Origin of the sequence: Colwellia sp. C2M11, from assembly GCF_018860915.1 — a bacterium.
Taxonomy (GTDB): domain Bacteria; phylum Pseudomonadota; class Gammaproteobacteria; order Enterobacterales; family Alteromonadaceae; genus Colwellia.
The window spans coordinates 1-15178 of the sequence record NZ_JAHKQD010000053.1 but is presented as its reverse complement, the minus strand read 5'-3'; the positions used below and the strand labels follow the sequence as shown (position 1 = coordinate 15178).

Genomic DNA, 15178 nt, shown 5'->3' with positions numbered 1-15178 from the left:
GCCTTGCTAAGAGGCAAATAATAGTTGGTTAAAATAAACGACGAAGAAGTAAAACCAACTGTTTTTTGTCCTGCTTTGATGACTTGTTAAGACAACATTCGATTCGCCTTTAGCCTATATCCAAAAGAGACAAAAATAAATAGAATTAGCCAGAAATTCATGGTTCCTCCACCTGATGATTGTTTTGCTTCTGGCTCAGGAACATTGATTTGCTCTTTGATTTGTATTTTTATCGTAGCTTCATTTGAAATAGCACCATCATTGTCTTTTACCGAATACGTAATAGTATCTTCGGTAGTAGAACTTCCTGTATGTGAATATTCAATAATCCCTTGAGAATTAATAATTAAAGTTCCATGTGCAGGCTCTTGAATCACTTCTATGGAATCAATTATTATTTGACCGTCGCTATCATCATCATTATTTAATGGTGTTAATTGCACAATTCCACCAATCAACACTTCAAAATAATCATCGACGCTTACAGGTGAGCTATTGTTAGCCAATACTCTTACATTAACACTATCAATGGCTTTGTATCCTTCATCATCTGTCACCAATAACGATACTTGTACATCGTTACTTTCAGCTTTATCTGGTAATGAAGGAGCTATGAAATTAGCGCGTGATTCCCCAGGATTATTTATAGTCACAGTTTCATTGGCTGTACTCCACTTATAAATGACTATATTACCTAAAGGGTCGAAAGAATCAGATCCATTAAGGTTAACGACTTCGTGTTCATTTATTTCAATATCAACACCTGCATTTGCATAAGGAACACTATCATGTACCGCATTCACGGCTACTTCACCAGACAACAAAGGTGCCGACATTTGTTCACAGTGCTGCTCAAAGCTCGCTTTGAATGCTTTGGGCTGATCGTTTTCCCACACTAATTTGGTGACGTTGAAGCGGCCGTAATTTCTATTACACCCTCTGCCGTTACCTGAAATAGTTAGACCTGCAGCACCAGCATCTTGAAAAGGAAACCTTTCAGCATAGTCATACTCTCCAACTTGTAATTGTACTTCGTCAGGAGCAGCAAACTGAGCTGACCAATGTTCGCTGCCAGATATTGAAACAGAGATACCGTTGTCATAATTTTTCGACATTGTAATTGAGCTTGTTGAAAGATCATAAAACCAATCTTGATCAGCACCGATGTAGTCTCCAGCTTCACTGTCCATAGTAAAATATGTGCGAGGATCACTTTTACTCTTAGCATTAATGGTATGTTTAATAGACTCAGATTGCCCCAGATTATCGTTCACGGTTAGCTTTAAAACAATTTCTTCTCCACCAAGCTCGATGCCATTTAATACCTCGACCTCAGTGCTTTCGTTAACAACGCTAGCGATGTTGATTTTTGGACCACTTACCTGTTCCCAATAGTAACTTTCAATTTTACTTGCTTTAGAGACCGATTTTTCGCCTGTTATTACAAAACTATTTCCTTCAAGGACAGAAGTTGAATTGCTGGAAATAATAGGAAATGGTAGCGGATATGGGGTTTGAATATCCGAATTTATGCGTATGCTACCCGTTAGTTTTACTGAATTAGAATCACAATATTGGATAAAGTCCATTGCAAGTATTTGGGTATCACCGCTGTAATCCAACTCATAAATATAAAACTCACCTGCAATTGTATTACAAACTCTACCTGATGAGCCTACAGACATCCTTGGGTTTAAAGGCCCTCTAAAAGGGGCTCTTTCTGCTGATAGATAAACACCTCGTTCTAAATCTCGATCAATTGGAGGAATAAATAAAAAGTTAAACCCACTTGAATGGTTTATTGATATCTGACTTTCTCCAATGGAAACACTAAAGTCACCTGTTAATTCATGCTCTTGCCCAGAACCAATGAATTCTCCTTGGTCACTTTTTAAAGAAATATATGATTCTGCGTGAGTAAAACCTACAGTGAACATGATCATGATTGTTAATAACTTTTTCAAAAATAAATCCTTTGTATGATTTGTTGTCCTAAAAATAATTATAAAGGACAGTCACTCAAATTTTTATACTTTAAATATAAGGCATTAGGTTTTATTGCGTTACATTTAATTCAATAATTTGAGTTTTTATGATTTTACCCCGTTAAAATGGACACGTTTTTTCACGCTGCCTACGGTTCATATTCCACTGGCGAACAGTCTTTAATGGAATATACAGACTTTTCAATTATTGTTTTATAAGCGAGTGTCCTCGTTAATTTTATTGATTTCTTTTTGCATTAAATTTAATTCATTATGGTCTTATGCTTTAAATATAATGCATTAGGTTTTATTGGGTTATATTTCATTCAATAATTTGAGTTTTTATGATTTTACCCCGTTTAAATGGACACGTTTTTCACGCTGCCTACGGTTCATATTCCACTGTCGAACAGTCTTTAATGGAATATACAGACTTTTCAATTATTGTTTATAAGCGAGTGTCCTTGTTAATTCCTTTTACCTAGGATTGCTCTTGGTACTTAATAAAAGCATCTTTATACAAATTAGCACAATCGTCCTCGAAAGTACTTTTATTGTTTAAGATAGGCTCAAAGTTTTTGTAAATATTCTCATAAATAATCCTATGAGCGGGATTTTTTAGTAAACATTCATTGTACTCATCTAGTTCAACATCATTTTCTATAATATTATTAAGTAGAGATAAAATACCTTCTTTGGTTATTTCATCTATTGCAATCCAATTTTTACCATCAGTTGAAAAATACCCTTTATCGCTATCAATTTTTAAGATTTTCATATGCTTTCCCTCTATCTAAATAAGAGTCCTCTCCGGCTTCAAGCGTGTTCATCTGAATGACTCTATTTTCAACACTACTTCCTGAAAGCCCTACAAGATTTTTATCTGAAGGGAATCCTGTGAATGTTTCAAATATTGCTTTACCATCTATAATATTTTTTTGAGTGTAAATAATATAATTAGGTTTAATAGATGCCCCAACGGTACTATTATGCGTAACTAAAATAACAGGTAACACTTGGGAGATATCCTTGATTAGTGTGTTGACTTTATTCAATAAGAAAACATTGTCAAAAGATGATTCCGGTTCATCAATTAGCAGCATATCGTAATTTTTTGAGTCATTAATTTGTTGTAATAACCTATACTCAGAACGTTCTCCTCCAGAAACCTCACAACCATGAGAATTTAAGATCTGAAATTTTATTTCTGTGAATAACTTATAGTAATCAGTGGCGGGTATTATTTGAATTTCCCTAAGCTTTATTAAGTATTCATATGGTTTAGAGTAGACATTAAAAGCAGGTGTTAGTGCTGCTGTGGTTCTTATTGTTGCTTTAAGTTCTTTTGCTCTAAAAAAGGCTTTTCTAGTTGCTACCCGTCTAAAACCTTGAATGCTATGGCTATAAAATTCTTTTTCTACTTTAAGGGATGTTGCTATACTTTCAAATTTATCTATTTTTCTTCTATTCATTTGTAAATCATAAAAATTGATATCTTCAATTTGAGTACTTACGGAGCGAGCATTTAAATCTTTTTTTACAGAGGTAACTATCTGGTTCACTTTTGTTAGTTTTAGATTTATAAAGTATTCACTTCTATATTCTCTAATTAAATTTAAGATCAAACCTTTTAACTGAGAATTAGCAATGCTTGCTTCAATGATGTTTTTATAATCCTTGTTCTCAATAAGTAACTGAACAGAGGTTATTAGTTTCTCTAGGGTTTGTAATTGTTTTAAAGGAAACGCGGTTTCATTATAGAGTTTGGACTTCGAGTAAGCATCACTCCTAGCATGTTCTTTTGCGTTACTTAATAATGAATCTAAATATGATTGTACTTTTCGTTCATCTACTTCCAGATCAATATTTGCAATATCTTCTAATACAGTTTTAAACTCCTTTAAGTGTTCGTCAGCTTTGAGGCTTAAGCTCTTACTTATTTCTTCACTATGATAACTCTCGTCATCCCCTAATAGTGAGAATTGTTTAATATATTTAATTCGTTCATCTTCATTATCTCGTTGTTGGATCAAATTTAAAGTGTGAGATTTCCCGCTAGATCTCTCACCTAAAATGACATTTAATCCAGTAGATACTTTCAGACCTGAGCTGAGTATAGGAAACAACTTATTCCCATCAGCTTCAGATAAACTAACTTTATTTTTATCGGCTAGAGCACTCTTGATACTTGAGAGGGATATTTCTCCAATATCAAAAAATGTCTGGCGTGTAGGGAAGGTTTTTAAGTTTTGCTTTATTCTTAAATCACTAAATAAAACGGGGACTAGATCTGCATCAGTCATTAGTGATTCGAGGAATTTTCTGGGTGAATTCACTTCACCGGCTGTGATATAAGAGCTAAGTTTACTGAGAGTACCTGAGCTTATGACAGGACTCTTTTTGTAGTGTGGAATTACTATATATTTTGATAAATCTGGGAATATCTCTTGGAATTTATTAACTGAGATATAAGTTGTGTTATCAGGAATTAAAGAGGAGACAGTATCACATTTTATTTTAAAGTCGTATATATCATCACTGGTTGTTACTAGAAGAATATGAGTATTTTCTACATCAATCTCTATCCCAGGGAAAACAGGAATGCTTACATCTTGAGTTATATTATTATATTGCTCTAAATCAAATATATTATGATTTGTGATAGCTATAGCATCGAGTTGCATAACCTCGATATAATTTTGTAAAGTATTAATTGAAAATTCAAAAAATTGATCGCTAGGAGTTACTACTGTGTGTATATGAAAGTCTATTTTTTTCATATCATTCAACATCCTACTGTTTATATTTTCCTTACCTTAGACTATGTTTTATTGAGTTTTAATTCAAGATATATTTTAACTTATCAAATATATTTATGATATCCATCAAACATATGTACTTAATGTCATACCTATATCACCATGGTCAAGTTGCTTCGCTACCCATGCTATAGGTCTGTTTTCAGTTAATATGGTCGAAGAATAGGTATGTCTAGTGTCGTATTAACAAGATAAGCTTTTTAACTCAGACTTATAATTAACAGGGATAGTCGCTCCAACTTGAACAACATAAACTTCTTAGTTAAGGTTTATAAGTGAGTGTCTTAGTTAATTTGTTTAGTATAAGTAAGGTTAATCACTACTATTTATTAAATTTCAGGCATAAAAAAAGCCGCTAAAAAGCGGCTTTAATTATCAAATTGGTGGAGCTGGCGGGATTTGAACCCGCGTCCGAAAAACCTACATCCTCGGTACTACATGCTTAGTCGATTATTTATTTAACCAATTAGACGCCAATCGACAGGCTTCGTCATGGTGAGCTTAATACTATTTCGCGGTTCAGCCTTAAGCATGCTTCCCTCGCTATTCTGTTTAATGTGACCATCGATCCTCTAAACAACAGAAGAATTTTTGAGGCGATGGCTAGCCTAAGCGGCTAGTGCGAACGTTTCGTCGTTAGCAATTATAGTTTTGCGGCTTTTTACGAGGCCAACCGCCCCTCGGCATGCACCTTGGGTTTCGTGAATCTCGTCGAATCCTGAATCAGCCCCAAGTTTTTTCTTTTTCTCTTTTTACTTTATAAACAAGTTCATTACAGGGAATGAGCTTCGCTTATAACCGAAGTATACAGCGCATTTGATAGATACACAACGTAACTAAATTTGAATTATGCTAAATATCGATAAATTTTGAATAGATTGCTTAGTCTTTGTTCAACTTAACGGTATCTACTTTAATATCGCTATTTATTCTTTGTTCAAATTTTTGTTTTTCAGTATGCGTCCTTTATCAACAGCCCATTCTCTGTCTTTAATATCTGCACGCTTATCATGATCTTTTTTACCTTTACCTAAATAAAACTCAAGTTTTACCCAGTTTTTACGCCAGTACATAGCTGTAGCTATAATTGAGTAACCTTCACGGTCAACAGCGCCAGCTAAAACGTCAAGCTCTCTGCGGTTAAGTAGTAACTTGCGATCACGATTTGGATCACATACCACGTGTGTTGAGGCTTCTTTAAGCGGCATTATTTCTGCGCCTAATAAGTAAGCTTCTCTGTCTTTTATATGAACATAACAGTCAGAAATGTTTACTTTACCACTGCGAATACTTTTTATTTCCCAACCTTGTAAACTCATACCACCTTCAAATTTATCGGATAGGGTATAGTTATGCCTAGCCTTTTTATTTAAAGCGATAGTGTTACTGTTAGATTTATTTTTTGAACTTTTCTTTGCCATTTTGAATTCCATTATTATCGGCGATGATTATACCTACAAATAAGAGACTTGATAGAACAAATTTCTTTTTAGTAAAAATTCATTGCTTATATTCAAGTAATAATGCGCTTGTTTGTGTGTTTTGGTATGATATCGCTAAGTTAGCGTAAGGGTCAAAATAAGAATGCCATCCATAAGTAGAAGTGCACTGGTTATGTACAGTGTTGATCAAATGTTTCAATTAATAAATGATGTGCTTGCTTACCCTCAATTTTTACCTGATTGTAGCAATAGTAAAATTATTACGGAAGATGATAATTCAGTTACCGCTGCTTTATTGGTTTCTAAAGCGGGGTTGAATAAGTGGTTTACAACGAAGAATACATTTATTTCCAATCAGCAAGTGCAATTAGAGTTAGTTGATGGGCCGTTTAATAAGTTATATGGCCGTTGGCTTTTAACTGCTTTGTCTGATGATGCTTGTAAAGTTAGTTTAGAGCTTGAATATGAGTTTTCTAATAAAATGTTTGATTTGGCTTTTGGTCGAATATTTAATCATTTAACTAACAATATGGTACAAGCATTTACTCAACGAGCTAAAGATATTTACGGAGCAGCAGCTTAATATGGAAAACTCAAGTCAAGAAATTCAAGTTGAAGTCGTTTACGGTCTTGCACATACACAGAAGTTGTTATCTTTGACATTTAAGCAAGGAACAACTGTTGAGGAAGCCATTGAACAGTCGGGTATTATTGAGCTTTTCCCTGAGATTGATTTAACTGAAAATAAAGTTGGCATTTGGAATAAAGCGGTTAAGTTATCAACAGTTTTGGAAGATTTTGACCGAATTGAGATTTATCGACCTTTAATTGCCGACCCTAAAGAAGTAAGAAAGCGCAGGGCTGAAAAGGCAAAACTTGAAGGCCGCGCAGATAAAACAACCGGTGGTAGAGTTAACCCTTTAGCGAAAAAAGAAGATAAATAAACATCTAGAAGCTTAAAAGTAAGCCCAGCAGATGCTGGGCTTTTTGGTGGAGCTGAAACATTTTTTAAAACTTGATTTACAATAAATCACTGAGTTGATTATTTATACAAGCCTTACTATTTATTTCTATGGCTGCACGCCAACCACTGAACCATTGATATTGTACTTTTGTACTTGTCTACTCTAGTACATTGGTAAGGGCATTGTTCTTAGAACGTTAGGAGATACTTGTTAAGTTTTTACCTGTATGAGCCCTGTATTGGTGGTCTCGTTTTGGCCTTCTCATCATAAATGCACACTCCTTTATTATCATTGATATAGGAACACTCTTACCTTCACTTTCAAATTTAGTTAAGCTTCTGTGAAAAAGCAATATTATTAGGTGTGTTTTTACGATAATAAATTAAATCATTGATTCGCGGTAATATTGAGTTTAGTTACTAATACCAATCTCACTAACTATGTGATCATTGTTACTTGCTAAAATCACCAACGACATCGTTATTTATTTAATAATTAGAACAACTAGTTATTGAAATACATGCCTTGTATTTGGCAATTTTTTCTACGTATAAAATTGTTCACTTAATTAATGAAACTGGTATGAATGAAAAAAGCACCTTTAGGTGCTTTTTATTTGTGACTACTAGTAGTCACAAGGACTGATACTTATCACGAAGATCTCTGTTATTATTTAATAAACGCTGTAAACGCTGTAAACGCTGTAAACATTGTAAATAGTTAGATGTATGTTTAACTAAAGAACTTACGTCGTAAGCCAAATAATGCCATGATAGATAAAAGCCCAGCTACGTTTATACTAGCGCCTTGACGAACTACTTTATCTTCTTCTGCTGATGTACAAACTTCACCAGTGTCAGGTGTTGGCTCTAGAGTGATTGCACGTAAAACATCTTCTGTTAATGGTGAACCAAAATCATCTAACATTATTTCACCATAAGCATCACGACGTTCTACTTTTATGGTTGCTGTTGCTGAAATTATACCATCGTCATTAATGTCTTGTGCTTCGATAATATTATAGGTTGAGCGTAAAGCACATGGAATAGCTAAGTTGAGGTTAGTGAAAACATCATTGTTCATATCATAAACAAAACCAGCGGTTCTACGCGGGTTGCTTGTGCTTTCGTTATGCGTTTCAATTTCGCCTTCACCAACGATTAGATCACTATTATTGATTGCTCTAGCTGTGCTGTCTGAGCCAGAGAAAAAATCATTAGGAGTGACTAGGTCAATTTCTTCTAAAGGTGCATTAGTGTCTACATAGAAAAACTTACGTACGCCGCTACTATTAGTGACATAACCTACGGCAGTACCTGCATCATTAATATCATAAGCAACAGATGTACCTCTAATGCTATGATCACCACTAATATCTATCACGCTGCCATTTTTATAGGCTACAGCATATTGATAAAACCTTCTTTGATCGACTGTTGGTGTAATTATATCTTGATCATAAAAACCATCAGCATAACCAACTGCGACGCCGTTACTATTGATTGCTAAAGCGTAACTTGAATAAGAGCGTTCATCGTCTTCATGTGGCGTTACTAATAAACCTAGCTCTTCAATAATAGGTAAACCATCAGGGTTTAATGTGGCTTTAATTGCCATAGAGTCATATGTGGCAGATGTTGAACCAGTTTGTACTTGTGCAATACAAGCGTCTAGTGTCATCGCCGCTGGAACAACATCTGGATCAGCACAACCGCCATCTTCGTTTTCAATAAAGTCAGAATAACTTGGTACTAGTTTGTAACTACTAAACCCTACAGCAACACCGACTTCATTTACATCCATTAGTGCAGAGAAACCTCCGCCATAGTTTGCTTCTAAAGGAACTATTTCATGAATTTGACTACCTTGATTATAAGAATAGAAGCCTCTCATGCCATGCTCTCTAAGCCAATATACATGATCGACATTCTCATCGTCAGTAAAGGTTTCACTTGGTAAATAAGGCGCAGTAGCACTACCATAGGAAATACCGGTATCAGTAATTCCAGCGACAATATCAACCGTTGAGCGCGTTAGTTGTTCAGTTCCGTCGAAGTTTGTGTCTAATAAGGTATATTCTTGCTGTAGACCGCCAACGGTTGTGATGGCGATGCTATCACCGACTTTTTGGTATTCAATATCATTACCTTTTCCTGATGATGTATCTTGTAACCATCTCACTACCCAAGATAAATCATTGGCAGTTGGATTTCCAGCTCTTAAAGCATCGATATCTTCAAGGTCATTTAAGGCATGAACACTTTCGTGATTTATGGCTGCAAATAGTTGAATGGCAGTAAAATCAGAGTCATCAAGGTAATCAAATTGCACAGGAAAGTCATACAAACTAGTACCTGATATAACCATATCACCATTAGTGTTTTGTTGTTGAGCATAAGTATACTTTGCTTGGCTCGATTCACTTTCATCAACAATTTGATATGTGGCGGCATTTACTGTATTTAAAAAACTTACACTTAGTGCACTACTAATGCTTAGGGCGATAATATTCTTTGCTATTTTTCTCATTCTACTACTTAACTCTTTTATTTATTGTAGGAATAAATCCCAGACTGCAGGGGTTAAAGTTCATCTAACGCTTGCCATCTTGAATAGGCAGTGTCGAGTTTGGACTCTTTTTCGCTAAGCTGGTTCAATATTTTTTTTGTATGTTTTTCATCTTGGCTAAAAAAATCACTTTGATTGACTTGTTCTTGTAAATCAGTAATTTCATTTTCTAACTCGTCGATTATTTTTGGTAGCTCTTCAAGCTCTTTAGTTTCTTTAAAAGAAAGCTTCTTTTTCACCGCTGGTGGTGTTTCTTTTTGTACTGCGGGTGTTGCCTTTTGCTTTGCTTCTTTTTTATTAATTGTTGATAAGTGGCGTTGGCGCTCTTCTTCTTTTAACGCTAGATAGCTATCAACATCATCATAACCACCTACGATTTGATTAATTCGGCCTGTACCATCAAAATAAAGACAGCTACTGACACAGTTATTCACAAAATCACGATCATGGCTAACTAAAATAACGGTTCCTGCATAATTTGCAACAACTTCTTCTAATAACTCTAACGTTTCAATGTCTAAGTCGTTAGTAGGCTCATCGAGAATTAGTAAATTACTCGGGCGTAAAAAAAGTCGAGCGAGTAATAAACGGTTCTTCTCTCCACCGGACAAAGCGCGAACTGGCGTACGAGCACGTTTAGGGCTAAATAGAAAATCTTGAAGGTAACCAAGTACATGGCGAGATTTTCCGTTAACTTCGACTTCTTGTTTTCCTTCGCCTACGATTTCTTGCACGGTTTTGTTTACATCAAGCGCTTCACGATGTTGATCAAAATAAGCAATTTCTAAATTAACACCTGAGCGCATTTTACCGCTAGTGGCCTTTAACTTCTCCATAATAAGCTTTATTAAGGTCGATTTGCCTGTACCGTTTGCGCCAATGAAGGCTAATCGGTCGTTACGTGTAATAAGTAAGTTAAGGTTTTCAATGATAACTTTATCACCAAAAGCTACAGTAACATCTTCAGCTTCAAATACGAGTTTACCTGAACGATCACCTTGGGTAATGTTCATTGTGCTTTGATTACGTACTTCTCTACGCGCTTTACGCTCTAAACGGAGTTTTTCTAAGGAACGAACACGCCCTTCATTACGGGTACGTCGAGCTTTAACACCTTGACGAATCCAAACTTCTTCTTCAGCTAACTTTTTATCAAATAGGGCATTTTGTTGTTCTTCTACTTGTAAATCATGTTGTTTTTGTTCTATATATAAATCGTAATCACCTGGGTAACTTGTTAGCTTGCCACGGTCTAAGTCTAGAATTCGAGTCGATAAACCTCGAATAAATGCTCTATCATGGCTGATAAAAATAATGGTACCGCCAAAATCTTTTAAAAATTTCTCAAGCCATAACACACTTTCTATATCTAAATGGTTGGTTGGCTCATCAAGTAATAAAATATCAGGGTTAGTTACTAATGCTTTAGCTAGGGCTAATTTACGTAACCAACCTCCAGATAAGTCACTAATTTTAGCATCAGGATTTAATGATAACGTACTCATGGCTTGTTCAATGCGTTGTTCGTCTTGCCATGCACCAGCTTGTTCAAGTTCATCCTGTACTTTTGATAGCTTATTAAGATTTTTTTCACTTGGATCTTCGCCAATCAAGTGAATTAATTTGTGATAGCGACTCAGTAGGTCTGCATTTTCACTAACGCCTTGCGCAACATAACTAAACACACTTAAGTCAGACGACTCTGGTGGATCTTGTTCCAACATTGCTAATTGCATTGTGCTAGATTTTAATATTTGGCCATCGTCTAAGTTTTGTAAACCCATTAATATTTTCATTAATGTTGATTTACCAGCACCGTTACGGCCAACTAAACAAATACGTTCACCGGTTTGAACACTTAAGTCTGCTTTATTTAAAATTTTGTCTTCACCAAAAGCGAGTTCGCCATTAGCTATTCTTAATAATTCCATCAGTTTTTAACTCTTTATTGTTAAACAGCAGCACTTATTAATTAGTGAGCACTTACTGTTATCTATCAATCTAATAGCTGGATAATTTGTTCTGCTGTAAAGGGCCAAAATAGTTTTTGGTTATCAGCTTTACCCGCTGGGTTTAGTTTTTCTAATACGGGAATATGTACACCGTATAATTCTACTAACGTTTTACTTTCATGAGCGACGGTTTCTTGGTCAACAATATCTACTTGATTCAATTGCGCCTTAGGTATTACTGATAAGGACAGTGCTAAAGCTTCTTCACATAAATGACAACCTTCGCTGCCATATAAATTATATATTGTCATTATTCGCTCTTATATTTTTCTATGCTAGCCTTTTCGGGTAACTGACCAACTATTATGGATATGTTTATTACGAGCAAAATCTTGGTCTCTGGTAATATCAGACATATTTTTAGCTTGTAATCCTAGTGCTTCTAAACCTTCAAAGTCCATTTTGAAATTACGCTTATTATTAGTAAAGAATATTTCCCCACCACGGTTAAGTGATTTTAAGGCATCAGCGAGGAGGGCAACATGGTCTCGTTGTACGTCGAAACTATCTTCCATGCGTTTTGAGTTTGAAAAAGTAGGCGGATCAATAAAGATTAAGTCATATTTATCTGTGTTCTTTTTCAGCCAATCAAGGCAGTCTGCTTGTATAAATTGATATTTATGACTGTTGAGTTTGTTTAACGAAAAATTGTCTTGTGCCCAATTAAGGTAAGTATTTGACATATCTACCGTGGTAATTGATCTAGCACCATGTAACGCTGCTTGTAATGACACAGAACCAGTATAAGCGAATAAATTTAACAAGGTTTTGTCTTTCGCTTTTTTAGCAACAATTTGTCGTGTTTTTCGGTGATCTAAAAATAGACCGGTATCAAGATAATCCCATAAATTAATTTTAAGCAGTGCGCCATGTTCATTAATGGTGATTGATTGTTTTGATTTATCAACGCGTTGGTATTGATTACTGCCTTTTTGTTTAGCACGTGTTTTTAGTACGACTTTATCAGTAGGAACTTCTAATACTTTAGGGGCCCAATAAATAACTTCTTGTAAGCGTCTTTTAGCTTTGTCGGCGTCAACTGTTTTTGGCGCTGCATATTCTTGAATAACTAAATAATCACCATAAACATCAATGGCAACATTATATTCAGGAATATCGGCATCATAAAGGCGATAGCAGTCAATTTGATTTGATTTAAGCCAGCCTTTTAATCCTTTACGGTTTTTCTTTAAGCGGTTAGCAAAATCACTATCTTCTTCAGCAAAAGATGATTGAGGGTTTACAGCATCTTTTTCTAATTGTTTCTCATCAACATTATAAAGCGCTAGTTGACAATCTAATGGACCGTTTTTAAATTTATAACGTTTAAAGCTTGATAACTTAAGCATCGCAAGTAATTCAATATTGGCGGTTAAAATCGCGATTCGCCAATTAATAAATTGTGCCTTGAGCTTTTGACCGAATAATACAAAGTTTTCTACTAATTCCGGTATCTCACCAATGCGCTCTCCATAAGGAGGATTAAATAAAATAGTACCAGCAACACCTTTAGCGCTAGAGCCATAAACATTATTCATGTTATTGGTGTTTTGACATTTAAACTCAATAAAACGCTGTACTTTTGCATTACGTGAATTTTGTTGAGCGGTATTAATAACACGAGGATCAATATCAATACCAAATACTTTTAAACTACTGATTTGTGCTTTTTCTAATGAATTCTCAGAACTATCAATTGCATCATTTAGCTGCTCTTGCCAAATAGTGTCGTCGTGTTTTAACCAAGCATCAAATCCCCAAGAAGCACGTTGAATTCCAGGTGCTTGTTTGGTTGCCATTGCTACGGCTTCAATCAATATTGTGCCAGAGCCACACATAGGATCTACTAGCGGCTTACTTGTATCGTCTAACCAGTTAGAGCGAATAATTAAGGCCGCAGCTAAGTTTTCTTTTAATGGCGCTGCACCTGAATGTTCACGGTAACCACGTTGAAATAACCCTCGACCAGAAAAATCTAAATAAATGCTGACATGATCTTTTAGTAGTCGCGCTTGAAAACTGATTTGAGGTGATTTTTTATCAACATCAGGACGTTCAAAACCTTGCTCTCTAAATTGATCAACAATCGCATCTTTAATGGTTAATCCACCAAATTGGCTATTTCGAATTTCTTCACTATAACCTACGAAGTCAATTGAAAAGGTTGTATTACTGTTAAAGTGTTCTAGCCAATTTATAGAGCTTGCAGCTTTAAATAGTTCATCTTTGTCTTTGGCTTCACCTTCGCCAAGTTTTAACATGACGCGTGTAGCCAAACGAGTCCATAAACAAATTTTATAGCCAAGCTCCATGGATGCTGAGAAATAGACACCTTCTGGCTTTTGAATAACTTGTTCAGCACCAAGGTTTTTTACTTCATCGGCGAGTAATACCTCGATACCTGGGGAGGTTAGGGCTAAAAATTGTTGCATAGGCACTGTCATAGTGTGGTTCCAGAAAAAACGATGACGCGATTATAACGAATGTACAGTCACACATAAACAAAAGTTCAGTTAATGTGACGAAATAGCTTATAATTAGGACATAACGAAGAACAATTAAGCTAACAGATGATTTTTAGCTGATTTGTAAAAAAATCACTTGCTTTATTGGCGAGTGATCCTTACTATACGCATCGAATTCAGGGAGAACATCCTGATAGCTTCTTGCAGTATGAAGTAAAACTATTGTGGCTTACCTAATCTTATTAAAGAAAAGGTCATTCGGACGCGGGATGGAGCAGCCTGGTAGCTCGTCGGGCTCATAACCCGAAGGTCGTCAGTTCAAATCTGGCTCCCGCAACCAACTTTACTCAAGTATAAAGAGTATGTAAAATTATATTCTTTCAATATGAATTAAAACTGTTGAGGCTTTCTTCTTATTTCTTAAGAAGTTCATTCGGACGCGGGATGGAGCAGCCTGGTAGCTCGTCGGGCTCATAACCCGAAGGTCGTCAGTTCAAATCTGGCTCCCGCAACCAATTTTTATTATTAAAAATATAATGTTAATGGTCTACTTCTATTACTAGATGAAGATACTTTGTAGTCTCTGAGTTTATTGCTTGAAGATTATAATAGTTAGTTTGAATCATGTAATACATTCTTTCAATATGAATTAAAACTATTGAGGCTTTCTTCTTATTTCTTAAGAAGTTCATTCGGACGCGGGATGGAGCAGCCTGGTAGCTCGTCGGGCTCATAACCCGAAGGTCGTCAGTTCAAATCTGGCTCCCGCAACCAATCTATTTAGTAAAAACTAAGGTCGTCAGTTCGCTTTCATAAGCTATGGGCTCCCGCAACCAATTTCATTTAAGTAAAAACTAAGTAAGCATAAAACTAAGCTCGTCAGTTCGCTTTCACAAGATATGGGCTCCCGTAACCAATTTCG

Annotated in this window: 10 protein-coding genes, 3 tRNA genes and 1 other RNA gene; 5 read left to right on the top strand and 9 right to left on the bottom strand. The window is 35.5% G+C overall.

Annotation, left to right across the window (positions count from 1 at the left end):
• Positions 1–86: 86 nt before the first annotated feature.
• From KO509_RS16265 to smpB, 5 genes are all read right to left on the bottom strand, one after another.
• Positions 87–1964 (bottom strand): Ig-like domain-containing protein, encoded by a 1878-nt coding sequence (locus KO509_RS16265; RefSeq protein WP_215974320.1) that lies wholly within the window; start codon positions 1962–1964, stop codon positions 87–89.
• Between the two features lie 502 nt (positions 1965–2466).
• Positions 2467–2763 (bottom strand): hypothetical protein, encoded by a 297-nt coding sequence (locus tag KO509_RS16260; protein WP_215974319.1) that lies wholly within the window; start codon positions 2761–2763, stop codon positions 2467–2469.
• Positions 2744–4765 carry a histidinol phosphatase gene (locus KO509_RS16255; protein WP_215974318.1) on the bottom strand — a complete coding sequence of 674 codons (2022 nt, stop codon included), beginning with the start codon at positions 4763–4765 and terminating at the stop codon, positions 2744–2746. The genes KO509_RS16260 and KO509_RS16255 overlap by 20 nt, the downstream gene beginning before the upstream one ends.
• A gap of 420 nt (positions 4766–5185) precedes the next feature.
• Positions 5186–5535: a transfer-messenger RNA gene (gene ssrA / locus KO509_RS16250) on the bottom strand.
• 195 nt (positions 5536–5730) lie between these two features.
• Positions 5731–6225, bottom strand: a complete 495-nt coding sequence (gene smpB / locus KO509_RS16245) for an SsrA-binding protein SmpB (protein WP_215974317.1) — start codon at positions 6223–6225, stop codon at positions 5731–5733.
• A 163-nt stretch (positions 6226–6388) separates the two neighbouring features.
• On the opposite strand from smpB, the gene KO509_RS16240 reads away from it, so the two are divergent.
• Both KO509_RS16240 and KO509_RS16235 read left to right on the top strand, forming a co-directional pair.
• Entirely contained in the window at positions 6389–6829 is a 441-nt protein-coding gene (locus KO509_RS16240) for a type II toxin-antitoxin system RatA family toxin (protein WP_215974316.1), read from the top strand.
• 1 nt (position 6830) lies between these two features.
• Complete coding sequence (locus tag KO509_RS16235) at positions 6831–7190, top strand: RnfH family protein (RefSeq protein WP_215974315.1); 360 nt, start codon at positions 6831–6833, stop codon at positions 7188–7190.
• Positions 7191–7943: 753 nt separating this feature from the next.
• Here the strand turns inward: KO509_RS16235 and KO509_RS16230 are convergent.
• From KO509_RS16230 to rlmKL, 4 genes are all read right to left on the bottom strand, one after another.
• Positions 7944–9740, bottom strand: a complete 1797-nt coding sequence (locus tag KO509_RS16230; RefSeq protein ID WP_215974314.1) for a DUF3466 family protein — start codon at positions 9738–9740, stop codon at positions 7944–7946.
• Positions 9741–9793: 53 nt separating this feature from the next.
• On the bottom strand, positions 9794–11710 hold the full coding sequence (locus KO509_RS16225; protein WP_215974313.1) for an ATP-binding cassette domain-containing protein: 1917 nt from the start codon (positions 11708–11710) through the stop codon (positions 9794–9796).
• Between the two features lie 65 nt (positions 11711–11775).
• Positions 11776–12042 carry a glutaredoxin family protein gene (locus KO509_RS16220; protein WP_215974312.1) on the bottom strand — a complete coding sequence of 89 codons (267 nt, stop codon included), beginning with the start codon at positions 12040–12042 and terminating at the stop codon, positions 11776–11778.
• 24 nt (positions 12043–12066) lie between these two features.
• Positions 12067–14223, bottom strand: coding sequence for a bifunctional 23S rRNA (guanine(2069)-N(7))-methyltransferase RlmK/23S rRNA (guanine(2445)-N(2))-methyltransferase RlmL (gene rlmKL, locus KO509_RS16215; protein ID WP_215974448.1), 2157 nt, complete (start codon positions 14221–14223; stop codon positions 12067–12069).
• Between the two features lie 296 nt (positions 14224–14519).
• Here rlmKL and KO509_RS16210 point away from each other — a divergent pair.
• From KO509_RS16210 to KO509_RS16200, 3 genes are all read left to right on the top strand, one after another.
• Positions 14520–14596: transfer RNA gene (locus KO509_RS16210), tRNA-Met, on the top strand.
• A gap of 98 nt (positions 14597–14694) precedes the next feature.
• Positions 14695–14771: transfer RNA gene (locus KO509_RS16205), tRNA-Met, on the top strand.
• 182 nt (positions 14772–14953) lie between these two features.
• A tRNA-Met gene (locus KO509_RS16200) sits at positions 14954–15030 on the top strand.
• Positions 15031–15178: the final 148 nt, after the last annotated feature.

What these genes read in the sequence shown, in the direction of transcription:
- KO509_RS16230 (WP_215974314.1), bottom strand. Translation starts at nt 9,740, where the DNA reads ATGAGAAAAATAGCAAAGAATATTATCGCCCTAAGCATTAGTAGTGCA.
- smpB (WP_215974317.1), bottom strand. Translation starts at nt 6,225, where the DNA reads ATGGCAAAGAAAAGTTCAAAAAATAAATCTAACAGTAACACTATCGCT.
- KO509_RS16240 (WP_215974316.1), top strand. Translation starts at nt 6,389, where the DNA reads ATGCCATCCATAAGTAGAAGTGCACTGGTTATGTACAGTGTTGATCAA.
- KO509_RS16255 (WP_215974318.1), bottom strand. Translation starts at nt 4,765, where the DNA reads ATGAAAAAAATAGACTTTCATATACACACAGTAGTAACTCCTAGCGAT.
- KO509_RS16260 (WP_215974319.1), bottom strand. Translation starts at nt 2,763, where the DNA reads ATGAAAATCTTAAAAATTGATAGCGATAAAGGGTATTTTTCAACTGAT.
- KO509_RS16225 (WP_215974313.1), bottom strand. Translation starts at nt 11,710, where the DNA reads ATGGAATTATTAAGAATAGCTAATGGCGAACTCGCTTTTGGTGAAGAC.
- KO509_RS16220 (WP_215974312.1), bottom strand. Translation starts at nt 12,042, where the DNA reads ATGACAATATATAATTTATATGGCAGCGAAGGTTGTCATTTATGTGAA.
- KO509_RS16235 (WP_215974315.1), top strand. Translation starts at nt 6,831, where the DNA reads ATGGAAAACTCAAGTCAAGAAATTCAAGTTGAAGTCGTTTACGGTCTT.
- rlmKL (WP_215974448.1), bottom strand. Translation starts at nt 14,223, where the DNA reads ATGCAACAATTTTTAGCCCTAACCTCCCCAGGTATCGAGGTATTACTC.